This is a genomic window from Verrucomicrobium sp. BvORR106, from assembly GCF_000739655.1.
GTDB lineage: Bacteria > Verrucomicrobiota > Verrucomicrobiia > Verrucomicrobiales > Verrucomicrobiaceae > Verrucomicrobium.
Genome location: NZ_BATR01000081.1, coordinates 1 through 24,541 on the forward strand (window position 1 = coordinate 1; position 24,541 = coordinate 24,541).

Genomic DNA, 24,541 nt, shown 5'->3' on the forward strand with positions numbered 1-24,541 from the left:
CCGATCAGCAGGTGGTGGAAGCGTTCTCGAGGCTGGGTGTCGCCATGTTCACCGGGGCAGCCAGGCCGGGAAACCTGGGAGGCCTGTCTGCTGAGCAGCGGCGCACCGCCCGCGAGAGCAAGCTGGGTCGGCTGCTGGATGCTTTTGCGGTCAGGCTCTCGTCCGTCTTTGGCCGTGTGGCCAAGGTGAAGGGGACGAGGGCGCGTAGCGAGTCTCATCGAGATAACGAGGCGGGAATGGGTGCCACGTTGGCCAAGGGGCCGCAACAGAACGCTCAGGAGAAAGAGGAGGCGGCTGTTGCAGCAAGTGCGATGAGTGGGCATGCGTCCCCCTCAGCGCTGGATACAGCTACGATCTCCGCTGAGGGGGCGCTACAGGGCGGGGGAAGTCTGGATGTATCAGCCAATGCGGAAGCTGCCTCAGAGAACCCCGCGGCTGCCGGTGTGGCTTCGCGGTCGGGAACGAAGAACTTGCAGCCTCGTCTCAGCTTCAGCCGAGCCAGATCGGCGGGCAAGTGGTTCCTGGAACTGGCACAGGATCTCCGGCGCTTTCGGCGCGGTGCAGCCTCAACCGCAACGGACTTTGCCCAGATCGTTTCCGACTACCAACTGGATCCCGCGGAGGCGCATGTGGAAGACTTGGGTTACCCCTTCAGCCCTGAAGCGGTAAACACCTACCGGATTGATCTTCAAGCCGGGGGGCATGCCTACCTGCACGTAGGGCGTGGTGAGGTCTGGGTGCAGACCAATGACATGCGCGGTGATCTGGTGGAGGAGCCCCTCAAGGGGGGTGACCTCGTTTACCAGTCCGCCATGACCTATGCCCACAACAACGGGCTCTGGTTCGTCCCCGACCCCAACGGAGTCCGCCTGATTGCGCGGTATCGTCGTCTTTCCCAGATGCTCACCAGCGCCTTGCGCCACCAGACGACGAAACATTTGTGGCCATTTGGGATCGACCCAAAAACCAACAGGTCGTTTGAGGAAGTGCCGGGATGGCAGCAGGGGGATTCCCAGGAGGCTTTTGAGCGCAACGTGGATCTGTTGGCGCTCGCAGAGCGGGACTACGTGCAGGGAGCGATGGAGGGGCAGGGGTTGAGTCTGGAGGACTTGAAATATGATCCAGTCACGGATACAGTGTTGCAGAGGAGCAAGTATGACGGCACCCACAACGAGAAAACATTTTCTGGCTGGCAAAGGTTATCCCAAGGAGATTTTGACGCTCTCGTGGCGCGACTGGACCCCGGAAACAGCGGAGTTGGTGCGACAACACTTTCTCGGGCCCTTGTTACAAAATCCGCACTGGAAGGACATGACCGTGGGCGGGATAGCTCAGGAGATCGGCAGCCTGCGGAAGTTGACGGAGGAGGAGAAGTATCTCAGGACCCAGGCATCGCTCTATTCAGACTACTGGGACCAAAGGCAAGACCCAAGAAACTCTTCTACAGCCAGCAGCAAGGAAACAACTTAGAAGGTTTCGCCCGAGGGGCACATCCGGTGCAGCGCACCGGGGTGACCCAGGCGGAGGTGGATGAGGCGCTGGAGCGGCTGCGCACGCTGCCTGAGGCCGGCGGATCTGGCGCTGGAGTGGCTGGCGCATCAGACCGGGGACCGGATGAGCTCCCAGAGCTTCAAACCCGGAAGCGCGGCGAAAACATCGACGACTTGAAGTAGGACCCATCATCGGATACGGTGCTGCAAAAGCAGAAAGGCGAAGATGGATCGGAGCAATGGCGAAAGTTGTCTCAAGGAGATTTCAAAACTCTCGTGGACAGACTGGACTCCCGAAACAGCGGAGTGGGTCCGACAACGCTTTCTCGGGCGCTTCTCGTCAAATCCGCACTGGAAGGATCTGAGCCTGGAGCTGATCACACGGGGGATCGTGACGGTGCGAACGTTGACGCCGGAGGAAGAGGCGTTGCGCCGGGAGGCTCTCAAGTACTGCGAGAAGGTGAAGCAGGAGCAACCGCCCAAGCCGAAGGCGCCCAGCTGGCTGGCAGGCAAGGGTTATCCTCCGGAGCTGCTCAAGCTGACGTGGCGGGAGTGGACACCGCAAATCGCCGAGATGGTGCGGGAGCACTTCCTGTGGCCGCTGCGGGAAAATCCCAACTGGAATTACATGGGTCTAGAGGGAATAGCGCGGAACATCAGCAGTCTTCGGAAGCTGACGGAGGAGGAGTGGTATCTGGTGGAGGAGGCGTTAAGCTATTCCGCCTACTGGGACCAGATGCGAAGCCAAAAGAGCTCTTCTACAGTCGAGGTCAAGGAAACAACCTAGAAGATTCCGCCCCAGGAGCACATGCGGTGCAGCGCACCGGGGTGACCCAGGCGGAGGTGGATGAGGCGCTGGAGCGGTTGCGCACGCTGCCTGAGGCTGCCGGGCTCACGGACAGCCTGCTCATCGTGGGCAACCGCCAGGAGCTGGATGGCAAGGACGGTCGTCCGGGTGAGGCGGACTATCTCGCAGACGAATGGGCAGGCATCGAGACCGCTGAGGGCTTCATCGACACGAAGACAGGTGGGGCGGTGGTTGCATCTGGAGGCATGGGACGTTAGTGATCAGATCATCCCAGGAAGGCGCGACGCAGGAAAGTCATGACTTAATATCCCAAGGATCCGGAAAAATGGTATGAGATGTGGCAAAGTGGCTTGCTGCACGCTGGGGCGCTTGGCGAAGGTTTGATCTACACTGCCCAGTTCCATGAACTCGAGGCAGTCGTATCAGGCCTCAGCGGAACGGAGTTGGTGTGGTTCAAGGACTTTCTTCTGCGATGCACAGCGGACACAGAGCCGACGGACGAACTTGAAGAAGTTGAGTTGTACACTCTCGGCAATCCGCCGGACTGGAAAATGCGCGACGCTTTCCGATTGATTGATTTCCTGGAGAAGCGCGACCATGAAGAGCGCGCCGACTTGCGTATGAATGAGAATAACTAGGCCCCACATTTGCGGGGCCTTTGGGCGGCTGCTACAGGGGCGTCAGGCCTGGCAAGGCGTGATGGGGAGAACGTGGCTTCCACCCAGCATGTCCGCTTCTCCAATGGTCCCTGGTATGGCGACACTGAGGAGGTGCGTGCCGGGAGAAGGGTGGCTTCCAACCAAACGAGCTCTGCCGAGGCGGGCTCTATTACGTCCGAAACGCTTCTGGTGGAAGCCGCAAAAAGATTATGCGGATCAAACGAGGTCTTCAAGGGCAAATGCGGGTCGGAGTACGATGAGTGGACCAAGACAGACACTCTACTTGTGGGGGACTTCCCCATGGGTTGCACTCGCTACGCTCGCTCCACCCATGGCTGCTCATGGTGAACCCTCCAGGTTCGAGGTGTTGCGATTGTGGTGGGGGAGTGCAAGCGTCTTGTGTGTTGTTTCAAGCATCCTGCCGGGAACCTTGGGTGTGGCGTGGCGTCGCGTGACTGAGTTCCGCGCGTATGCCAGGCTCCGCCGCGGGCAAGGTGGAAGAGCCGTCCCGGCTCTTGAGGGCTGCTGGGTAAGCTGGGCGGATTGAGGGAGCAAGAACCGGGATGGTTCCTTTACGGTGGGTGTGCGAGGGCGATGAGACGCTGCATTGTGCTGCGATCCTGAGCCTTCCGCAGGATGCAGAAGGCGACACGCTGGAAGCGTGCGGTCCCACGAGTTTCCCCTGGGGCCGAGGGAGGTGGCTTCAGAGAGGCGTTCAATCCGTCGCTGGAGAGCGGGGCTCCGGCCGCGCAGCGCGCTCTCCGGAGCCGTGGTCAATGTGGTGGGAGAGGCGGGGACAGTCAATGGAGTTGCGTTTTGACTGCGGCAATCCGGCGGACTACGTGTGAACACATCGCATAAACGGGAATCAGACGATGGTGCAAGCACAGATAACGACGATCGAGTACGGAGCCAGGGTGGTGTCTTTGATCTTGGCAGTCAAGGAGCATGCCGACGTGTCGCTCTCCGAGGCCAGGCAGATGGTGGAGCGAGTTATCGGAGGGGAGCCTGTGAGCCTTGAACTGCGGGATGAGCGGAGCTTTAAGGCCCTCAAGGAAGCGGCGGAGAGCTTCGGCGCGAGGGTGCAATGAGGCGTTGGCGTGTGGCCCGGGCGGGTGGAATGTGGAGTGGTGGGGTGGTGGAGTGGTGGAGTGGTGGAGTAGGGCGGGCGAGGCTTGATCAACGGTGGAGGAGGAAGCGTGGTGTATAGGTGAATGCTGGCGTGGCACTAAACGAAGCGGAGTGCCTAGGGGCTGTGAGTTGACGCACGGGTGAAATCGCGGACGATGGGGCATGGAGTCTGTGCCGCTGATGCCACCGCCGACCCGGAGGCTGACCTGGGAGGACAGCATGCGGGAGCAGCGGGAGATGATTGTGGTGACCCCTTCGAGCTACGAGGGTTTTCTTATTCAGTACTCGGAGGAGCAATGTCGGGTGATGGCCGGTCTGCCTGTGCTCTGGCCTCCGTGTCGGGATGCCGAGCTGTAAAAATGTGGCGGCAGGTGGGGCAAGCAAGGGCCGTGCTGAAGCGCGCTTGAGCCTTCAGAAGGATGGGGAAGACGGCGCGCGGGAAATTTGCGCCGTGTGATGCCCGAGAGAGAAAGAGGTGGCTTCCGACCGGACGAGCTCTGCCGGGGCGGGCTCCTAACGTCCGAAACGACTTCCAGCGGAAGCCGTGACAAGTCTAGGTCAGGTCTCGCGAAACAGCAAGCTGGGAAGCCCCTCCTCTGCGATCTCGGAACAGGGAGGGGCTGCAGGAGCGACATGGACATCTCCGAGCCAGTCATATGTCGCCCCCGGCATGCCCGGCGAGGCCGGACCCGTGGAGGAAATTGCCACCGTGCCATGGGGTTGGTCAAGGAGGACATGGCGGTGAGCGCCGTCTAGCTGAGGAGGGAAAATTGGATTGGTGGCTGATCGGGACAGGGCGCAGCATGATGCGCACCCGGACTGCCGAGAAGGGTGATGGGGTGAAATGGCTGCGTGCGTCCCGGAACTCTCTAAACAAGAATTCCAGGGCGCAGTGGTCGAGAAAACTCGAGATTCCCGCCAGGCTCCTCAAGGGAGTCCCGGTGCTGTCGGGATTCGGACGCAGCCCTGGCCTCAAACGGTACAGTCCCCTCAGCCAGGCACGCAGGGGAGGGTACACCCAAGGGGCTGTCGGGTCAACCGAGGGTGGCGGGAAGGAGGGGGTGCAGAGTGGCCTGCCTGCACCCCCGCCAGAAGCAGTGGGCAAACGGCAGGCTCATGGCCCCGCTGTCTGGGCGGGGAAACGTCCCTGACCGGCGGCCTGATGTCAAGAATGGGGAATGCTGCCGGTGTGCTGGTTCATGAAGATGAAGGCCCCGGGTGCGGGGGGCGACGAGGGGCTGGAGGGGGCGATTGGGTGGCTGGGTGTGTGGACGGCGGGTGCGAGGAATGACGAGGTACGGGCATTGGAGGTTGAGTTGACTCCTCTGCCCATCGGGTGCGCCGCAGACCCGCCAGGTATGGTTGGCCTGGGCAGGTGAGGATGGGAAGGGGGGCGGGCGGTTGCGGAGATCGCTGCTGGCTGTTGGCTGCGAGACGAGGTGGGTGCCGTGCTCGACGGCGTGGATTCCCCCTTGCTCGGGTGCGGAGGTTAGCGCATCATTGGTGCTATGGCAGTCCAATCTGGCACGAGTGCGGCGATCTATACCGGCAACAGTTCCACGGTCACGCCTTACCCGGTGCCGTTCCCTTATCTGCTGGCCTCGGACATCTATGTGGCGGTGCAGCAGGGGGAGAATGCGCCGGTGATCCTGGCTCAAGGCGCGGACTACACGCTGACGCCGACAAAGGACAGCGGCGGGAACATCGTGGGCGGGCAGGTGGTGACGAAGGTGGCGTACAACAACACCCGGACGCTGACGATCTTCCGCCAGGTGGCGCTCACGCAGCTCACGGAGCTGCCGGAGGCGGGGCCGATCTCCTCCCGGACGCTGGAGAAGGCGTATGACAAGGCGACGATGGCGCTGCAACAGATCCACCGCCGGGTGCTGGCGCTGGAGGGCATCGATGACGGTGGCAGTGTGATCGTCATCCCAGAGGGCTCCACGGGCGATGTGCTGCAGGACGTGCAGACCTTTGCCGATGCCACGACGCGTGGCAATGCGATCCCCAAGCGCGTGGGCCAGCTGGGTGTGCAGATCGACAATGGGAGCCTCTGGCGATCCATCGGCACGAGTGCGGGCTCCTGGGCCCGGCAGACGGCGGAGGCGGTGGAACAGGCGACGGTGATCGCGGGGAGTGCCGTGGCGTCCTACCTGCCACCTGGATGCATCGTGCCCTATGGGGGCACTACGGCCCCGACCGGATGGCTCTTCTGCTATGGCCAGGCGGTGAGCCGCAGCGCTTATGCGGGGCTGTTTACTGCCCTGGGGACGACCTATGGCGCGGGGGATGGGACGACGACGTTTAATCTGCCGGACTTGCGGGGGCGCGTGGCTGCGGGCCGGGATGATATGGGCGGTGCGTCGGCGGGCCGCCTGACCAACGCCGGCACCGGGAATCCCGGGGTGAATGGCACGGTGCTCGGCGCGGCGGGTGGGGCGGACCGGCATATGCTGACGGTGGCGCAGATGCCGAGCCACACGCATAATATTACGAATGGGAGTGTGGTTTACCGGAATGCCGCTCCGCTCGCTTTGGCAGGTGGGAGCTCCAACTGGGGACAGACCGTAAATCTCACGAATGAATCGACAGGTGGTGGTGAGTCGCATCCCAACTTGCAACCGTCATTAGTGCTGAACTACATCGTGAGGGTGTGAATAGTTGGCGAGGAGCGTCGCCCTTTGCAGAATGTCGTTGGGTGTGGTAGGTGAAGGACCTCCCCAATGACTTGTCGTCGAGTTTTTACCCTCCTATCGTTTCCTCTAGTTGCGCTGCTGAGCTTCGCTGGCGGAGCTGCCTGGAAGGTTGGCTCAAATGGTGCCTCTTCAGCATCGTCAAATACCCCGGTTGAGACCCGAGACAAGGAAGCTGATGCAGCGCAAAAGCGGGAGAGGCAGGAAAAAAAGCGCGTGATGCTGGCCTTTCCGACAGTGGTCCAAGTAGTCTCGAACCCACGCAATGTCCTGCTCTCGCCCTATCAAGACGGGCTCATGAAGGTGCGGTGCAAGGGCATGGAAGGGGATTTCTCACGAGAGTTCATCGCAGTGTTCCGGTGTAAAGATAAAGGGGGAGCCACTGCAGCCGCACAGTTGCAGAGAGGAATGCGCCTCAACATCAAGATGACAGAGTCGGACACGGTCCCGCCCGAACTGAAGGGAATGGCGACGGCTGATGAGGTGGATGACTTTACGCTGCCAGTGTATTGGGTGCATTCTTACTCGCACAACGAGGCCCGGTTGCGGATAGCAGACAATCCTGGGAGGCTGAAGTTTGTTGACCAACTGCCCGATTCTGTGTTGAAGGCACCCGTCCCTGTCCTGGCGGGTGATCGGGAGGTTCCGTTCTATTTTTTTGGAGGGGATTGGGCCATCTACACGCCAGGTGTGGAGGCTCAGTTCGCCGTCAGCCAGGAGGGAGGCGTGAGATCGTCGGTGCTGAAGTTAGACAAGCTTCTACGCAAGAACGGAGGAAGGCTCATCTTTGTGCCGGTGCCTCAATCGGCAAGTCTTTACCCAGATTTGGCGTTGGGAAGAAACGATGGTCGGGTACTCAAGGGGGCGCCAGGAAATACTGCCGTGCAGGAGTTACTGCGTTCGCTCAAAGAGGATGGGGTGTCTGTCGTGGATTTGACAGAACATTTTAGGTCCCACCGAACTTACGACTTCGAGGGAAAGGGGTATGCAGCCTGGCTTCCCAATGACACTCACTGGAGCTCCTGGGCCGCGGCTGAATCTGCCAAGCTGGTGAAAGCGGAGCTAACCAAGGTCACGAAGGAGCTGTCAAACACCCTGGGGCCGGATAGCAACCTTGCAGCCTCAGTGAAAGAGGTGCGGATAGAACATGAGGGGGATATAGGAGATCTGACGGTGGTGGAATCCCTAGGAGTGCATGTGGATCCGGTCCCCACAGTTCTCTACCAATGCAAGACTCTGGAGGGTGAGAAGTCCGCAGCGGATAGTTCGGCACCTGTGCATGTCATTGGCGATTCATACGCGATGATCTGGGAGAGTGAACGAGCTGGGTTCAGTTCGCACCTTGGTAATATGCTCAACCAACCCGTGTACACCACGGCTGTGAGCGGTAGTGGCAACAGAGGGGCTCCACATCAATGGCTGAAGCATGCTGGCGGTAGTCATCCTCAAGTATTGATCTGGCTCGTCGCGGAGCGAGCACTGACGCAGTCAGACTGGTTTGAGCTGCCTTAAATTTGCACCACGGGACTCTTGCCAGGCGCCGGCCTCAAAGCTTGCCTTTTGGTCCTGGTGCGGGCGTCCAGGTGAAGTCGCCCCAGATGGCGCGGTCCTGGTAGTCGGTGGGACCGGTCTCGGTGCGCAGGATGATCCAGGGGACGCCATTGGGGGGCAGGGTGACGGAGAAGGTCTTCTTCTCGCGGTCGGACTCCACTTTGCCGGGATCTAGGAAATGATCGAGCAGCCTGGTTTCATCTCGCTGGTGCCCGGCGGTGGCTATGACAAAGCGGACGCCGTCGGTAGGCTTCTTCCGCTTCCAGCTGGGGGATGGCACCATGTAGGAGATCTGCAGAGTGCCGCCGCGCGGGTCATTGCGTAGGATCAGGGTGCTGGGCGCATCCAGGCGGAGGGCGGGACGCCCATCGACGTCCGTGTTGATGAGGGATTTGAGCGAGACTTGCATGACCTCGCCGGTGAGGGGTCCGCCCAGGAGCCCGGGGGCGCGACCGGGAAAGGGGAGTCGGGATTGCAGGAGGAGCTCGCGTGATTTCTGGAGGGTGCCTTGGTCCAGTGCTGGGACTGCGGCGGTCTCCCAGGTGTAGCTGTAGGTGGAGGCGAACTCTTTGTGACGCCCGCGTTCCGCGCGCAGGGTAAGGCTTGAGGGGATGCGCTGAAGGGTCTTGTCATCTGCGAAGTAGGCCAGCAGGTCCACGTTGGTGTGCAGGAAGGGGGCGAGGAGAATACCTGCCTCCAGGGCTCCGGGTACGACGCGGTTGATCTCCGTGGTGCCATCTGCCATGCGGGTCACCATCTGGACGGCGTCGGGCTGGAAGGCGGCCTTGGCCAGCTTGCCGTGGAGGGTCTTCTGAATGGTGGTGCGCAGCCGCAGGAAGGTGCCTGCCGGGCGAGCGGGTACGGGCAGGGCTGTGCCGAACTCTGCCTCCCTGGTGGCCAAGGGGGTCCACTGGGGCTGCCCGGGCGTTTGCGTGGAGGGGCTAAGCAGGATGAAGTCTTTTTCGATGGCGGCGGGTGCCAGATGGGTGAGCCAGAGGGGCCAACACGCTGCATCGTCACTGGAGCTCAGCCGCCAGTCCACGGACTCCATACGGCAGATGAGGTGGTGCGTGCCGGTGCGCGCCTGCCAGTAGTCTCTGTTCAGCTCCATGAGTGTGCCGTTGCAGGCCTGATAGCTCTGGTAGACTGGGCGGGGCTGGTAGTTCAGCCCGTTGGCAAAGGCCGCACACTGGAGAAAGTTAAAGACGTCAACGGGCTGGTCTTTGAGCAGAGCCTGGAAGGTGGGCATGCGGGTTGGCTCTAGTTCAGGCGCGGTGGCGAGATTGAAAGGCAGCGTGTTGCCCGCGGGTGTGAGGACCTGTAGCGCGTGTTGTTTCCTGGAAGACGTGCCAAGGGTGTGCGAGAGGACAGACTCGGTAATGGTGGAGCCCATGATGGCGAATCGATCCGCCAGGGCGAGGGACATGAGCGCTCCGACCGTGCCCAGGCAGGCGATGCTGGCCGGTCGCGGTAGAGCAGCGATGCGGATGGGGGAGAGTGCCAGGCAGCAGAGGAGCGGCGACAGGCTGCCGATCATGGTAAGGTGGCCGTCGGCACGCGTGACACTGTGTTTCCAGACGATGGCGAGCAAGCCGAGGCAGACCAGTGCGAGGAAAAGCTCTGCGGTGCGGAGCTTCTTTGTCTGCCACAGGGCGAGGGTGATGAGCAGCACCAGGGCGAGGACAACGGTGCCGCCCGCCAGCCAGAGGGCAGCGGCACTGACGGTGATGAGTTGCATGGCGTCTGCATAGGCCGAGGAAACAATCAACCCCCGGTGCAGCCACTGAGGAACTGCCGTCAGTGGTTGCCCTGTCGAGGTCCACACGAAAGCAAAGGTGCCCGTGGCGGCCAGTAGCGGGGCGAGGGCCTGCTTCCAGGAGCGCTGGAAGACGATGGCGTGCCCGACCCACGCGGCTACGACGGCCAGGGCCGCCACGGTGTAGGTGAACTTGACGGTGCCCAGCACAGCCAGACCGGCGGGGGCGACCAGGAGATGGAGGATGGTCTCAGCCAGCGGTGTTTTCACATGACGGGGTCCGGGTTCCGCGGGTTTCATCGCCCACGCCAGCAGGGCGATGGCTGCGTAGATCACGGCGCCGGCGGGCAGGAGGGCGAGCCAGAGCCAGCTGAGCACGGCCAGCAGGCGGGGGAGATGTTGCGAGAGTCTCCACCAAAGGAGGATGAAGACGGAGGCGAGCCAGAGGACATAGGCCTGCCGCTCGCTGTGGAAGTAGCCTGCGCCGTTGTGCAGGTCCGTGCTCACCGGGGCCAGGGGGCCAAAGGTGAAGACGATGTCCTGCCCGTACACCAGCTTATGGAGGGTGGCGTGCTCCAGGACCATCTGCCAGGATGGGTCCAGCCCCTCGTTGACCGCTGCAGGTTGCGCAGCCCCGGTCATGAAGAGGCCCAGCAGTAATGCGCCAAGGGCGCGCATGATCTCTGCCGTGCGGGAGAGGGCGTGCGGCCCGGTGGGATCGAGACCTGCCGCAGTGCGCGGGGAAAATCGCTGCCGCATGAGAAGCAGCCACAGGGCAAGATTGACGGCGAAGAGAGCGAGCAGGCCGTACTGGAGGACAGGAATCATTGGGGTGAGCCGGGCAGCGTCTGGGTGGAAACGGCAGGCTGGATTTCGCCCGCCCCAGTGAAGTTGCAAGAGCCAAGCGAATCTCGGAGCCCACTCTTCAGAGGCTGTTTCGCGTATCCGGGGTCTGGGGTGAAGGCGAAACGGTGAAAAATATGTGCCGCGGAAATTCCCCCTTGTGTTGGGTTGGAGGTTAGCGCACTTTGTGGCATGGCTGTTCAATCTGGCACCAGTGCTGCCATCTACACGGGGAGCAACTCCACGGTCACACCCTACCCGGTGCCGTTCCCGTACCTTCTGGCTTCGGACATCTATGTCGCGGTGCAGCAGGATGATGAGGATGCGCAGATACTGGCGCAGGGGGTGGACTACACGCTGACCCCGACGACGGACAGCAGTGACAACATCACGGGCGGTGAGGTTCTGACGACGGTGGAGTATGATAATACCTGGACGGTGACGATCTTCCGCCAAGTATCGCTGACACAGCTCACAGAGTTGCCGGAGGCGGGCCCCATCTCCACCCGCTCGCTGGAAAAGGCGTATGACAAGGCGACGATGGCGCTCCAGCAGATCCATCGCCGCGTGCTGGCCCTGGAGGGCATCGATGACGGCGGGAGCGTGGTGGTGATCCCGGAAGGCTCCACGGGGGAGGCGCTGCAAGATGTGCAGACCTTCGCTGATGCCACAGCACGTGGTAACGCGGTTCCCAAGCGCGTGGGCCAGCTGGGTGTGCAGCTCGACAGCGGAAGTTTGTGGCGGTCGAATGGGTCTGGCTCTGGGGCGTGGGCTCGGGCGGTCACCTTGGGGCAGATTCAGGCCTCAGCATCGCCGCGGATCTTTGGGAGGAAGTCTGGTGGGATCGGCAATGCTGAGGAACTCACCTTGTCCGACGTGCTGGACTCTGTTGGTTCTGCTGCGCAAGGGGACATCCTCTATCGCGGGGCGGCGGGCTGGGAGCGACTTCCGGCAGGAACAGCAGGGCAAGTCCTGCGGACTGGAGGTGCCGGAGGAAGCCCGGTGTGGGGAAATGGGAAGGTGGTGAATGTGTGGCGGGCTGCGACTACTTCCGCATTCACGACCACCACCCAGATCCCATTCGACAACACGATTCCTCAAAGTAATGAGGGCGTCGAGGTTCTCACCATCAACATTGCTCCGTCGAGCACAAGTAACAAACTCTTGTTCTGGTTCGGCGGGTATTGTGTTTGCAGCAATGTGTCTATCCCTCTGATAGCGCTGTTCCGAGATTCTGGTGCTGATGCGCTCTATGCAAGATCCGCACCTACTGTGGCAGGGGTGATCTATCAATCGACTCTCGATTTTCATTGCACGCTGGATGTGCCAACCACGGCCAGTCAGACCTGGAAGGTCAGAACAGGGCCAGCGTCGGGGGTGACGATGTACATCAACCAGATCAGCACCGGATCGGCCTTCGGTTCCGTGGATCAACTCGCCTTGACGGTGATGGAGGTGCAACCATGATCGCTCAAGTGCTTTCGTTCGGATGGCCCGGTGCAAATTGGACAATGGAGGGCCAGGACTTTGGTTCCCTTGTCTGGCATCCAACCAACTCCCAGCCCAAGCCCACCTTGGATGAAATCCAGTCAAAGATGGTGGAGTATGACGCCACTCGAGCGAGGCAACTCGCCTTCAACCAAGGCATTGCCTCTGGCTTCACCGTCCAGCCGGAGGGCTTCACCCTTCGTCTTGAGGACGCTGACCGCGCTGCCTTTGCCCCGATGCTGGCGCTGGTGAAGGAGGCGTTGGAGCTCGGGATGATCACCAGTGAGACCCCGCAGCTCATCGCGGATCACACCGGTACGCGGCACGAGGTAACAACTCTTCGCTTCCGGCAGATTATGGTCGCTTACGGACTCCACTACAAGAGCCTCTGGGACGCCCGCACTGCATGAAATCCGCCCTCGCCCTTCTCCTTGTCATCACCGTGCTGGCCCATCGTTGGTGGGAGTTTCTTTGTGCCCATGCTCTGGGGGCTTTGATCCAGGCGCTTTGCAACCTTGGCTTTACCCCATGAACCTCGAAAACGCCCTGCTCACTGCCCTTACCGCTGTCACTTCCGGTCTCGTCTATGTCTGCCGCCTCATGTGGGTGAAACAGGAGCAGTGCGAGAAGGACCGGTACGAACTCCGTGAGGAGATCGAGGAAATGAAATCCCTGCACGGTGTGGCCACCGGCACGCTCAATGCCGTGCGACGCTGCCCGGTGCCCGGGTGCATGTTCCGGGATCCGCCTGGTCCCACGGCGTCGGCATCGGCATCCGTTCCTGCAGTTACATCCATCCTGGGTAAGGAGGCCTCGGCATGATCGTCCGCGCTTTCATTCTCCTGGCCTTTGGCATCTTCATCGGCTGGGCTGCGGCAATCAAGCAGGCGCACAACCCCGCGCGGAAGAAGTGCCAGCACCAGCCCGGGGCGGCCTGCACCTGTGCTGGGGTTCGAGGAGAGCATGTGTACGGCTGTGAATGCTGTGACGCCTCCCCCTGTCGGCCGCAGGCCGATCTTCAGCTTGAAAAAATCCTCAAGGCCGAGCGCGCCGCCGCCCGGGCCGATCACGACAAACTCCCATGAAAACCCCGTTATCCACCACCAACTCCTCCTCGTCTCGCGGACTCATCCGCCTGCTCCTCATCCTGTCGCTCAGCCTCGCCGCCGCTCTGGCGGGTGTGGGTTGCCGGCAGTTGGATGGCTACAAGCGCACCTACAGCCTCAACTACGTCACTCCGCAGGGGCAGCCTGTGGGCGTGGGGGTCACCTTGGATCCTGTGAAGCGAGCAGGGAAATAACTAGAAACAGGATCTGGCCATCGCTGCCACCGGTCACTTGCCATCTGTACCCCCCCTTCTCATACCCTGATGAAACCCGTTCTCCAAGTCTTTGCTGGCTGGCTTCTCGGCCTCGTGCTTGCGTTCCTCATCTTCTGTCTTGGCGGTGCTGTGTGGGATGCCTGCACGGCGCCACATCCGGTGAACGCCATGGTGGGGCATGCGCCCGGTGGCATCACGTTCGGCGGCTTTGCGTTGCTCTGCTGGCTGATCCCGTGCTTTGGTCCGCTCTGCCTGCTGGCGGTGTTTGCCGTTTTGCTGATCGCCGTCATCGCCGGCGATGCCCTCTTGCGCAGGTAGTCTGCGGCAGGGGAGTCAGGGTGGGGCGGTGGTGCCTCCTCTGGAGACGCTGGGAAAACTCATTCTGTCAGATCAACAGATACTCAGAGTTCGATGAAAGTACTTGAACAACCCCTCCTCGTTCCCATCCGCGCGCCGGGCGATGACCCGCTCTACCGCGTGGTCCAGCCCTGGCGCTACCACTGGGACGTGCCCGGCTGGCCGCCGCAGCGTCTCACCGTGCCCCGCGATTTCGAAGTCGATGGGGCCAGCGTACCACGCTTCCTGTGGACCCTTACTGGCATCACGCCCGATGGCCTGCACCGTGCGGCTGCGCTCGCTCATGACAGCCTCTATCGCTACGCCGGCCATCTGCCTGCAGGCGCGCATCAGATCCGGCTGCCCGACGGCTGGGTGGATAGCGGGCATCTCTGGACGCGTGAAGAGGCCGACCGGCTCTTCGCCCGCATCCTCCGCGAGTGCGGCGTCGGGCGGACACGGCGGCGGCTCATGTACCTCGGGGTGCGCTTGGGAGGCTGGCGCTCGTGGCGACGGTGAAACGTCGAAACTTCAAAGCTCAAACTCCAAACTTCAAATGCCAAATCCTCAAAGGCTGAGGCCGCGGCGCCCCCGCAACCAAGAACCCATGTCCCAACAACTCTACGACCTTGCCCTCCGGTACCTCGGCGTCGCTGAAGTCCCCGGTTCCAAATCGAATCCGCTGATTGCGGAGATGTTCAAGACGGTGCCCTCCTGGCTGGATCAGGACGACAGCAAAACCGCCTGGTGCGGCATCTTCCGCGGCTACCTGGGCCTGTGGAGCGGCACAGGCGTGCCCAAGGAACACTATCGTGCGAGGCAGTGGCTTCAGTGGGGGCAGGAGGTCGCGATCAAAGACGCGATGCGCGGCGATACCGTCGTGACCCATCGCGAGGGCGGCCACCACGTGGCGCTGTTTGACCGCCTGGAAGACGGGCGCGTCTACCTGCTGGGTGGGAACCAGGGGAACCGCGTGAGCATTGCCCCTTTTTCGCCCCGGGTGGTGGTGGGGGTGAGGCGGGAGGTGGGTTAGTGGTAAGAGGTAGGTCGAGCATTGCTCCCGCTTAGAAGCGGTGGCATGAAGTTGCCAAGAGGTAAAAAGATTTCTCGACTCAGTATAAAGATATTGCTCTACATGAATGCGTGTGTGCGTTTGATGAAAAAAATTGTGTAATGCACGGTTCTTAACAAGAAACAGCAATGAAAAAAACATCCCTCCCAATGGAATTGATGGCAAGGCTGCCAATGTTTTTGTCCAGACTTAAAACAATGGCTCTGACAGGTGTTGTCACGATGTCGCTATCTGGAACGGCATTCGCCGAATTGGATAGTGATGAGGATGGTATCCCTGACGACTACGATCCGGCGCCAAACGACTTCACCAACTATAGCGCAATCAACGGCATTTCCTGGTATGGCGACGTGCTGGGCGACGTCGACGGTGATGGAATCTTAAATTGGCAGGACAATGAGCCGTATGTTCCGTTTGACTACGATGCAGATGGTTTCCCGGATATTAGCGACCCTGCTCCCTACGACTCTACAAACTTGAGTTCAGTGAACTATGTCGCCTGGTACGACTTGTGGGACGATGACACGGATGGTGATGGAATCATCAATTTCGATGATGCGTATCCATATAGCTACTACAATGGATTGTCTCCGTCCGGATTTGACCGCGACAGCGATGGGCTCTTCGATGATGTGGATCCTGTCATTTTGGATTCACAGAACCCTAGTCCATTCAACGGATTGGACTGGCCGGGTTATAGAGCGCTCGAAGATGATGATAGCGACACTGTGGTGAACTTCTACGACTACAGTCCTGCTTAGGATGCAGGTTCTGGGTTTTGTGGGTTGGGGAGCTCCGAGTCATTTTTGGCGCGGTGCTCCTCCGCTGTAGTTGATGGGCGTTGACCGAGGTTTGAGCTCAGTGGCTGCGTCAGGTTCAGCCTCTGGTGGCCCCAAGGCGAAACTCCAATCCTGCTGCGGGGATGCTTCTGAGTTTTCGGATTTGGTCTTGCTGCTCGCCTCTGACTTTGACGGATCACTCTTCTGATGAAGGACGTGATGAGCAGGAGTCAAGTGCCAACTTTGGTCGGAGCAGGGTGCTTGGCTGCATCTGCCACTCCAGATCCGTCGTCCCATTGGCGACGGGGCGTGGATTTGATGCATTGTCTGTTGATGAGGCCTGATAACAGGCCCACAAGACGTCTAATTTCTGCGTCCCTCAGGGACTGGGGCACCAGTTGGTCCGGGGTGCGGTGGGTGGTTGCTCCCGGACGGGAGCACGCAAGGTGCTGAGCGGACGCGACTGATTCCGCTCAAAAGCGGTACTCCAACCCTGCCGCGGAACTCGATGGGGGGTCGGGAGCAGAGGAGCGCTGTTCGGGCGCTTTGCCCATAACCCTTAACGTCCAACCCCTAGCCCTTCACCCGCTTTGCCGCCTGCTTCTTCGCGGGCGCCTTCTTCACCGCAGCCTTTTTCGCTGGCTGCTTCTTCTTCGCCGTCTTGGTGACCGCCGCCTCCTCTACCGTCGCGGTCGCCGCCAGTGCGGCGGCTTTTTTCCGGGCCCGGGACTTGCGCATGCGCTCGCGGTTGTACTCGCGGTACTCGTCCGGGTGGTTCTCGCGCCACTTCTTCACCCCGGCGCGGTTCCCCTTGGCGCCTTCCTCCGTCTTGCGGTGGGCCTGGCGGGCCTCCAGCTTGCGTTCCCGGAACTCCGCGTCCTCGGCATAACGACGCCGCTGGGCGGCGTTGATGGCGGCACGTTGTTTCTCGGGGTCGGCGTAGGGCATGCCGGATCATATTGACCCTCAACGGGTCTGCAAGGAAAACGGAGGGGGGAGGTTCCCGGTTCTTGGTTGGCCGGGGCGGAGGCCTGGTTGTCGTACATCCTCAGAGGGTAAAACCAATCTCTTCCTCCCGAAGTCCCCATGGGGTGGCGGTTGTTTCAATAAACCCGCCAAAATTTCACACAATTCTTCAACTTCTCTCTTCTCATCCTGAGAAAATGTGTAGAATGGCGGAGTGCAAATTCGTTTGCACCGCCCGGTAGCACGAATGTATCTGGATTGACAAAGGTATATCATAACTGACACACCTTGTTCATTCAGAGCGCGTTCCAGACTGCCGGCGGATCAAAGTTGAGGCGCCCTGATTAATGGCTGAAAAATGGGATGGTAGAAAATCCCTGAAGGCGCGCTGAGGAAAAGTCCTATAACGGACCAGGGTTGAGACCGATACTGGAAATAACCTGTACCCGATAACTGACCAGCCTTGCGGTGATATTGTGTCGCACCAAATGCCTCAATGGTTTAGGCTGTTAACGGAGAAAAATTCCGGCGTGAATCGTTGATTTGCAGGGGATTTTACATTTAGGAAATCCCTTATCCTGAGCGTTTTAGGATGCTTGATGTGTGTGTCGATACTGTAACAAGCCGTTAGTTCTAAGATTGAGATTTTAGGTAATTACAAAGCATGCCCTCACGCTTTGTAGTTGTTCTTTCCATCTTGAGCCTGCTGCCTGCATCGCTTTATTCGGACACGATTGTGGCCAAAGGCAGCGGCAACTGGCATGATCCTCTCATCTGGGATCCTGAGTTCAGACCCATGACGGGCACGAACGGAAGTGACAGTGTTCTGATCGGCACCGATGAGAACGGGGTTGCGCGGATCGTGACCTGGGTGGGCGGTACCGCCGGCGGTGTGGGCAACGTCAATTACACGAATGGGGCGAGTGCTGACTTCGGTGTCGATAACGGCAATACCATCACCGTGGATGGCGGGATCCTGGCCCACACCAAGGGCACGAACTGGGTGCGCATCGGCAACTGGGGCGAGGGCACTCTGGACATCAAGGACGGCAAGGTTTTCTTTCCCGTGGGTGAGGTCCAGATTGGCACGCACGGAACTTCGGCGAATGGGATCGTCCGCATCGGCGACGGTACAGGAGCGGCGGGTTCCGCGGTGATGAACTTGTGGGCCACGGCGGATGGCAATTGGAGCGGGCAGACCACCACCCTGAATCTTGGCAAGCAGCAAAACAACACCTTCTATGGCAGCGCGGGATTCCTGACCATTGAGTCCGATGGCCTGCTGGAAGGCGGGGCTCACACCACCACCTCAAACGGGACGGGAGGCTGGAACTACAACCAGAGCGTCACCCGCATCGGTTACTACCCGTCCGCGGTGGAGAGCGTGTTGTTGATCAAGGCCGGTGGGCGGTTCAACGCTCATGGCACGGTGGAGATGGGGTCGTCCGGGATATTGAACGGGATGACGTCAAAAGGACTGCTCCACCTGGATGGGGAGGGCGCGTTGATGACGCTGGACTTTGGCGAATTCAACATTGGGCGTGATGGCGTCGGGCGCATGATCATTGAGAACTCCGCCCAGTTCATCAAGTCGACCAACGCCCTGGACGCCACCAGCGGGGTGATTCCGAAGGGATTTGGAAACAACTTGGGCAGGGCCGCCTCAGGGGTCGGTACGCTCACCATCCGTACCAACGGCAAGTTCATCCGCGATACCGGCGGGAACGTGGGGGATCTCTACATCGGCGCGAGCGGGCAGGGGACCATTTACATCGAAACCGGTGGGGAGCTCATCAACCGGTCCACCAACTGGGACTGGCTCGGCGTGGCGGCAGGCAGCGTGGGCAAGGTGTATGTGAGTTCGGGCGGTCTCTACAGCGTGGTCACCACCGCGCAGATCGTGGTGGGTCGTGATGCGGCCAATGCCACGCTGGGGGCGGCCACGGGATTGATCGAAATCAACGGCGGCTCCATGGTGAGCAACGGGGATGTGCACATCGGACAGGACGGGAACGGCACCCTGCGTCTGATCTCCGGCCGTGCGGAGATGCTCAAGCTCTCCATGGGCCGGGGCGCGGGCAATGGCCTGGTGGAGGTGCAGGGTGGGGAGATGCTCATCAAGGGCAACTCCTACATCGGTGGGGACACGGGTGACTACTCTGCCAACACGAGCCTGGGCACGGCCACCTTCAACCAGAGCGGAGGCATCGTCACGGCCACGAACGCGATCTCCATTGGTTTGGGCACGAACCACACCGGTACCGTGAACATCACCGGCGGCGAGTTCTACCACAAGATCAGCGATGTCTCCGTCGGGGAGAAGGGCGCCGGCTATCTCTACATCGGCAAGGATGCGAAGTTCTATGAACAAGCCACCGCCAGCGATGCCTATCTGTTCGTCGGCCGGTTGAATGGCTCCCAGGGCACCATGATTGTGGATGGCTATCTGGAGAAGCAGAATGCCAGCGTCCGCGTGGGCCACGGCAATGATGCTGCCGGCTCGGAGAACAACACCACCGGCCGCGGCACTCTGGGTGGCTCCGGCACCATCAAGTCCCTCGGCGGCGTGTACATTGGCAGCTACGGCACCATCACCGGCGGCACCATGACCTCCGTGGGCGCACTCACCATCCAGGGCAACCTGAACCTTGTGACCAACACGGGTGCGCCCTCGCAGAGCACGCTCTTTGTGAACTTCGACCGCTCCAGCCCCATGGGTGCAGACCGCATCATCGTCACCGGTGAGATCTATGTGGACGGTGCCCGCATCGATGGCACCTGGGGTGGTGGCGACACCGGCCTGGAGAGTCGCTACTGGATCGTGGTCAGTGATACCGGCCTGGGCCTCTCCGACTTCTTCACGAACATGGTGTGGGACTCGGATCACTACCTCGCCTCTGACTACTGGAACATGGGCGCAGACGGCTTTGTCAACATCGGCGGCATGGACTTCGCAATGTTCTACGGCGCAGACTTCGACACCGGCGCCCTCACGGGTGGGAATGACCTCATGCTCTCCGCCATGGGCGCGGTGCCTGAGCCGGGTATTTCCTCGCTCGCCTTCCTGGGCTTCACCTGCCTCTTCATGCGCCGCCGCCGCACCCGCCGGTAAGGAGCCCGAGGAGTATTTGAAATAACTTTGCCTGCTTGATGAAGACCCCCTTCTCACATCTGGATCTCAAACGGCCGCACCCGCCGCGTGGCATCGCCCTCATCATGGTGCTGGTGGCCGTGGCCGTGGTGGCCATGCTGGTGCTCGCCTTCATGGCTGAGGTGCGCACCGAGCACCGCTCCGCCTCCGCTTACTCGAACATCACGGAGGCCCGCACACTGTCCGAGCTGCCGGTGAACATGGCCATCGGCCAGATCCGCCGCGCCACGGAGCAGAACGGCCTGGAGAAGACCTGGGCCTCCCAGCCCGGTATGATCCGCGTGTTCGGCACTGAGTCCGATGTGCAGAACGCCAGCGTTCGGGCCAAGACCGTGGCGCTGTACAAGCTCTACTCAGACGACGCCATGGTCGTCACCCAGCCCAACGCCACCGGCAGCGCCAATGGCATGGCGCTGAATGTGGTGAAGTCAGCCATCAACACCGACGTCAGCGATCTCTCCACCTGGCAGAACGTGCCCGGCCTCTATGCGGACATGAATGAGCCCGCCGCCGTCATGGCTGCCGGCGCGGACCGCGTGCAGACCGTCTTCCCCATCAGTGACCCCCGCGCCATTTTTGCGCGCAATGGCGGGCTGCCAGTGGATGGCTACAAGGTGAATGGCACTGCCGTGCCCGGTACCGTGGTTCCCACGAGTGTGGATGATGTGGGCACGCGCCTGCCCATGCCGGTGAAGTGGATGTACGTGCTGGCAGATGGCCAGGTGCTCGTGCCCAACGGAGGCAACAAGGACGACGGCCTCACCTTTGGCGCGAATGGCACGGCCGTTCCCACCAAGCTGAACCCCATCGTCGGGCGCGTCGCCTTCTGGACGGATGATGAGAGCACCAAGATCAATGTGAACACCGCCACGGAGGGCTCCGCGTGGGATGTGCCCCGCGCCTTCAACGGCTCCACCGCCAAGTTCGCCCGCTTCCAGCCCGCGCAGAATGAATACTCCCGCTACCCTGGCCATCCTGCGCAGACTGCGCTGAGCCCTGTGTTCCAGGCCTTTGGTCAGCAGCTCGTGGTCAGCCCCCTGCTGAGTGATACGCAACTCGCTACCGTGCTGCAGCGCTACCACCAGATCAGCCCGCGCGTGCCCTGGGGCGGCAGCTACGGCGGGACGCAGATGCCCACCGTCGCGCTCGTGCCGGACAAGGATGACCGCCTTTACACCACGCTGGATGAGCTCGTGTTCAATCGGAACCGCGGCATGCAGGACCCCGCGCTCACGCAACAGGACATCGCTACCGCGCGGTTTTTCCTCACACCCCACAGCCGCGCCCCGGAGCTGAACCTCTTCAACCAGCCGCGCGTCATGCTCTGGCCCATCTCTGCCGAGCCCACGGAGCGCAATGCGAAGGACAAGCTCCTTGCCTTCGTCGGCACCGGCGGTGGCAAGCCGTGGTATTTCACCCGGCTGAAGAACTTTAAGAGCGTGGATGACGCCGGCACCGGGCAGAAGATCCGCGGAGACCTGGACCTGGACAGCTCCTCTGTCAGTGGCGCGCTGGCGCGGAACCGCCAGCTCTATGAGAACCACCTCGTCCCGCTCACCGGCGGCACCAACAGCGGCGGCCAGGCACGGGACATCCCCGGCTTTGGCGGGAACTTCGCGGCCAAGTACTCCGTGCCGCGTCGCAACCAGATCCTCACTGAGATGGTGGACTTCATGCGCTGGTCCGTGAACAGCTACAGCACCGGGCTGGCTCCCACCTACACCTACCTGCCGCCGCGTGTGGGCGACCGCCGGGGCGAGTCCTCCGCCGTGCCGCTGGTTCCAGGAAATGATACCAAGGGCTTCGGCCGCTTCAACACCATCTCCGAGGTCGCCCTCGTCTTCATGGCGACGAACAAGAACCCCACCAACGGGACGACCACGCGCATGCAGGCCTTCCTGGCGCTGGAGCCGTTCAACCCCACCAGCGGCGCCCCGGGCGTGACGTCGAACGTGCGCTACCGCATCACCGGGCTCGATTCCCTGAGCGTGAACGGCCGCTCCATGGCCTTCCCGCCGGTGGACACCATCCGCTGCAGCACCGCCGCCGGTTATCTGGACTCGGCCGGCGCCACCGCGTTCTCCGGCTTCGCCTCCCAGTTCAAGAAGGCCAACCTCAGCTCCGCTGCGGCCGACCAGTTCGCCACCGCCACGCGGCAGATGGCGAGGAACAACGAGGACAACAACTTTCCCTTCTACAGCGGCTTCGTCACCACCGGCACTGCCACGGAGTTCAACTTCGACGGCGGCAGCTTCACCATCGAGGTGCTGAGTGGTTTCCCTAAACCTGAGGAGGCCGAGGTCATCCAGACCCTGCACGTCACCTTCCCGCCCGCCACGCTCAAGGTGCCCCGCCTGGTGAACGAGGACTTCAACAACCTCACGAAGCGCACCCAGGGCGACGCGAACAACTTTGTGAAGACGCTCATCCAGGACGGCGACATCACCCGCAGTGTGGAGATTGATGTGAACGGCCCGACCAAAGGGGACCTGCGCATCCTCTCCGCCATGCGGGACGTGCCCGCCTCCTGGTACACCCCGCACCCCCGCTATGCGGACAAGACCGTGGAGCGCCTGCACTTCCTGCGCCAGGGCAACCAGATGGTGTATGGCCAGTTTGGCCCGGGTGATGCCACTGACGGCCCGCTGGGCCTCTCCCGCAATGACCTGCGCGCCGCCACCGTGAATACCGCCGGCACCTTGGTGAAAGGCATCTGGTATGGCCGCGACTCCACCCCTGCCGTGATGCGCGGGCAGAATGGCGTGTACAACAGCCTCGGACGCCCCGGTGACTTCGACAACGGTGCCGGTCGCGTGGAGGATGGCCCCTATATCAACAAGGCGGATGAGAACAACGTGGTTTCCAATAACCAGGCGGCGGACGGCGATCTCGGCTACTTCAGCCGGCACGGCTTCGGCGTGGAGAACGGATTGAGCTTCAGCCCGAACCGCCAGATCACCTCCGCCGTGGCCTTTGGCTCGCTGCCCTCCGGCATCTATGGCAGCCAGGCCAGCCCGCCTGATCCGCACAAGCCCTGGCAGACGCTTCTCTTCTGCCCCAATCCGGCCTCCCGCTCGACCCCCGCAGGGATGGAGCCCGATGAACAGGATCATGAGGGCTTCAAGGGCCCGCGCGACCACCTCTGGCTGGACCTCTTCTGGATGCCTGTGGTGGAGCCCTACGCCATCAGCGAGTCCTTTGCCACCGCCGGCAAGATCAACATGAACACCCAGATGCTGCCCTTCCGGCACATCGAGCGCAACACCGGCATCCATGCCGTGCTCAAGCCCGTGCAGCTCAGCGCCATCTCGCCAAACTCCGTGGGCGGCACCACGCCCAACGGGTACAACAGCGCCGGCGGCACGAACTACAAGGAGGGCGCCGTGCACCGCTACGAGCTCTATTATGATGTGAACCGTGCCGAGACGCTGAAAGGCTTCACCAAGCGGTTCGACACCGGGGACATCTTCCGTTCCGCCTCGGAGATCTGCGAGATTTTCCTCGTACCCCAGCGGCGCAACGGCGTGGTGTACAACTCGGACGCCGCCCCGCCCCCCACCACCTATGAGGACATGATGACCTGGTGGAACGGCGGCGGCCTGGATACGGCGGATGCCTTTGAGCCCACCGGAGACAACAGCCGTGAGGCCCCGTACAACCAGCTCTACCCGCGCCTCACCACCCGGTCGAACACCTTCACCGTGCACTTCCGCGTGGAGACGCTGCAAAAGGCCCGCAGCACGGCCGTGGACCGCTGGGTGGAGGGCAAGGATCTCTCCACCTCCAGCCACCGCGGCTCTGCCACGCTGGAGCGTTACCTCGATCCCCAGGATCCGGAGCTGGCCGAGCTCACGAACAGCACCCCCAGCCACAGCCAGAGCTGGGACCGCTACTACCGCTTCCGCATCATCGAACGCAAGACCTTTGCCCCATGACCCCCCGCCCCCATACAGCCATCATCACTGCATCCACCCGCCACGCCCAGGGCTTCTCCCTGCCGGAAGTCGCCCTCGCCATGGGCATCGCCGCCACCGCACTGCTCACGCTCATCTCCCTGCTGCCCTTTGGCCTGGACACCCTGCGTGACTCCAGCAACAAGCAGGCGGAGGCCCGCATCCTCCAGACCGTGATGGACCGCTACCAGACCGGCGTCTGGCTGGATGAATCCGCCACCGGCGGGAACCGCAATGTGCAGATGCAGGACTGCACCCTCTTCTTCGACCAGACCGGTGCCGAGGTGGCAGATGCCACTGGGCTGGACTGCAACTACGCCGTGCAGGTGAAGGTCGGCATCGAACCTTCCCTCCAGGGCGACAACGAGGCCAATCCCTACCTGCGCCAGCTCCGCGTGCGTGTGACGGACCGCCTGAACAATTACACGCAGTCCCTTGCTGACGGTTCCGGGAAATACCGCGAGCGCAGCGTCTGGATCGCCCTGCTTGAACAAACCGGCCCGCTCACGGGAGCTGCCGCCGTCTCCTCCCTGTGAACGCCCGA

Annotated in this window: 22 protein-coding genes and 1 pseudogene; 21 read left to right on the forward strand and 2 right to left on the reverse strand. The window is 61.6% G+C overall.

Translation table 11 applies throughout. The features are described 5' to 3' along the window. From BV106_RS38370 to BV106_RS11965, 8 genes and pseudogenes are all read left to right on the forward strand, one after another. Window positions 1-1,673, forward strand: a pseudogene (locus BV106_RS38370) (hypothetical protein); the annotation flags it as partial. A gap of 43 nt (window positions 1,674-1,716) precedes the next feature. Then, entirely contained in the window at window positions 1,717-2,277 is a 561-nt protein-coding gene (locus BV106_RS38375; protein WP_038164773.1) for a hypothetical protein, read from the forward strand. Window positions 2,278-2,303: 26 nt separating this feature from the next. Beyond that, on the forward strand, window positions 2,304-2,555 hold the full coding sequence (locus BV106_RS11930) for a hypothetical protein (RefSeq protein ID WP_038164775.1): 252 nt from the start codon (window positions 2,304-2,306) through the stop codon (window positions 2,553-2,555). A 78-nt stretch (window positions 2,556-2,633) separates the two neighbouring features. After that, window positions 2,634-2,936: a hypothetical protein gene (locus tag BV106_RS11935; protein WP_038164776.1), complete on the forward strand. Its 303-nt coding sequence runs from the start codon at window positions 2,634-2,636 to the stop codon at window positions 2,934-2,936. Window positions 2,937-3,832: 896 nt separating this feature from the next. Continuing rightward, window positions 3,833-4,048 carry a hypothetical protein gene (locus BV106_RS11940; protein ID WP_038164777.1) on the forward strand — a complete coding sequence of 72 codons (216 nt, stop codon included), beginning with the start codon at window positions 3,833-3,835 and terminating at the stop codon, window positions 4,046-4,048. Between the two features lie 202 nt (window positions 4,049-4,250). Further along, the gene (locus BV106_RS11945; protein ID WP_038164779.1) at window positions 4,251-4,445 is read left to right on the forward strand and encodes a hypothetical protein; all 195 of its coding nucleotides are present in this window, start codon (window positions 4,251-4,253) and stop codon (window positions 4,443-4,445) included. Window positions 4,446-5,596: 1,151 nt separating this feature from the next. Continuing rightward, window positions 5,597-6,745, forward strand: coding sequence for a tail fiber protein (locus tag BV106_RS35465; RefSeq protein ID WP_051945679.1), 1,149 nt, complete (start codon window positions 5,597-5,599; stop codon window positions 6,743-6,745). 444 nt (window positions 6,746-7,189) lie between these two features. Further along, the gene (locus BV106_RS11965) at window positions 7,190-8,293 is read left to right on the forward strand and encodes a hypothetical protein (protein WP_265595592.1); all 1,104 of its coding nucleotides are present in this window, start codon (window positions 7,190-7,192) and stop codon (window positions 8,291-8,293) included. A 34-nt stretch (window positions 8,294-8,327) separates the two neighbouring features. On the opposite strand, the gene BV106_RS11970 is transcribed toward BV106_RS11965, so the two are convergent. After that, on the reverse strand, window positions 8,328-10,916 hold the full coding sequence (locus BV106_RS11970; protein WP_038164786.1) for a hypothetical protein: 2,589 nt from the start codon (window positions 10,914-10,916) through the stop codon (window positions 8,328-8,330). Window positions 10,917-11,123: 207 nt separating this feature from the next. On the opposite strand from BV106_RS11970, the gene BV106_RS11975 reads away from it, so the two are divergent. The 10 genes from BV106_RS11975 (at window position 11,124) to BV106_RS12015 (ending at window position 15,909) form a co-directional block, all read left to right on the forward strand. Continuing rightward, complete coding sequence (locus BV106_RS11975) at window positions 11,124-12,398, forward strand: hypothetical protein (protein WP_038164788.1); 1,275 nt, start codon at window positions 11,124-11,126, stop codon at window positions 12,396-12,398. 107 nt (window positions 12,399-12,505) lie between these two features. After that, window positions 12,506-12,829, forward strand: a complete 324-nt coding sequence (locus BV106_RS11980; RefSeq protein ID WP_265595593.1) for a hypothetical protein — start codon at window positions 12,506-12,508, stop codon at window positions 12,827-12,829. After that, window positions 12,826-12,951, forward strand: coding sequence for a hypothetical protein (locus tag BV106_RS38380; protein WP_265595594.1), 126 nt, complete (start codon window positions 12,826-12,828; stop codon window positions 12,949-12,951). The genes BV106_RS11980 and BV106_RS38380 overlap by 4 nt, the downstream gene beginning before the upstream one ends. Beyond that, window positions 12,948-13,241 carry a hypothetical protein gene (locus BV106_RS11985; RefSeq protein ID WP_038164792.1) on the forward strand — a complete coding sequence of 98 codons (294 nt, stop codon included), beginning with the start codon at window positions 12,948-12,950 and terminating at the stop codon, window positions 13,239-13,241. The genes BV106_RS38380 and BV106_RS11985 overlap by 4 nt, the downstream gene beginning before the upstream one ends. Next, the gene (locus BV106_RS11990) at window positions 13,238-13,504 is read left to right on the forward strand and encodes a hypothetical protein (protein WP_038164795.1); all 267 of its coding nucleotides are present in this window, start codon (window positions 13,238-13,240) and stop codon (window positions 13,502-13,504) included. The genes BV106_RS11985 and BV106_RS11990 overlap by 4 nt, the downstream gene beginning before the upstream one ends. Beyond that, a complete protein-coding gene (locus BV106_RS11995) occupies window positions 13,501-13,719 on the forward strand; it encodes a hypothetical protein (RefSeq protein ID WP_038164798.1) in 219 nt (72 codons plus the stop codon). The genes BV106_RS11990 and BV106_RS11995 overlap by 4 nt, the downstream gene beginning before the upstream one ends. A gap of 69 nt (window positions 13,720-13,788) precedes the next feature. Next, complete coding sequence (locus BV106_RS12000; protein WP_038164800.1) at window positions 13,789-14,058, forward strand: hypothetical protein; 270 nt, start codon at window positions 13,789-13,791, stop codon at window positions 14,056-14,058. Window positions 14,059-14,151: 93 nt separating this feature from the next. Continuing rightward, complete coding sequence (locus BV106_RS12005; protein ID WP_038164801.1) at window positions 14,152-14,595, forward strand: DUF1353 domain-containing protein; 444 nt, start codon at window positions 14,152-14,154, stop codon at window positions 14,593-14,595. Window positions 14,596-14,683: 88 nt separating this feature from the next. Next, entirely contained in the window at window positions 14,684-15,109 is a 426-nt protein-coding gene (locus BV106_RS12010) for a TIGR02594 family protein (RefSeq protein ID WP_051945681.1), read from the forward strand. Between the two features lie 167 nt (window positions 15,110-15,276). Further along, a complete protein-coding gene (locus BV106_RS12015) occupies window positions 15,277-15,909 on the forward strand; it encodes a hypothetical protein (RefSeq protein WP_265595595.1) in 633 nt (210 codons plus the stop codon). A 591-nt stretch (window positions 15,910-16,500) separates the two neighbouring features. On the opposite strand, the gene BV106_RS12020 is transcribed toward BV106_RS12015, so the two are convergent. Continuing rightward, window positions 16,501-16,875 carry a hypothetical protein gene (locus BV106_RS12020; protein WP_051945683.1) on the reverse strand — a complete coding sequence of 125 codons (375 nt, stop codon included), beginning with the start codon at window positions 16,873-16,875 and terminating at the stop codon, window positions 16,501-16,503. A gap of 682 nt (window positions 16,876-17,557) precedes the next feature. Here BV106_RS12020 and BV106_RS12025 point away from each other — a divergent pair. Genes BV106_RS12025 through vccB form a run of 3 tightly spaced genes read left to right on the forward strand, consistent with a single transcriptional unit; the run spans window position 17,558 to window position 24,533 of the window. Beyond that, window positions 17,558-20,005 (forward strand): hypothetical protein, encoded by a 2,448-nt coding sequence (locus tag BV106_RS12025; RefSeq protein ID WP_265595596.1) that lies wholly within the window; start codon window positions 17,558-17,560, stop codon window positions 20,003-20,005. 38 nt (window positions 20,006-20,043) lie between these two features. Next, window positions 20,044-23,979 (forward strand): Verru_Chthon cassette protein A, encoded by a 3,936-nt coding sequence (gene vccA / locus BV106_RS12030; protein ID WP_038164807.1) that lies wholly within the window; start codon window positions 20,044-20,046, stop codon window positions 23,977-23,979. Further along, a complete protein-coding gene (vccB, locus tag BV106_RS12035) occupies window positions 23,976-24,533 on the forward strand; it encodes a Verru_Chthon cassette protein B (RefSeq protein ID WP_038164810.1) in 558 nt (185 codons plus the stop codon). Before vccA ends, vccB begins: the two co-directional genes overlap by 4 nt. Window positions 24,534-24,541 lie beyond the last annotated feature (8 nt).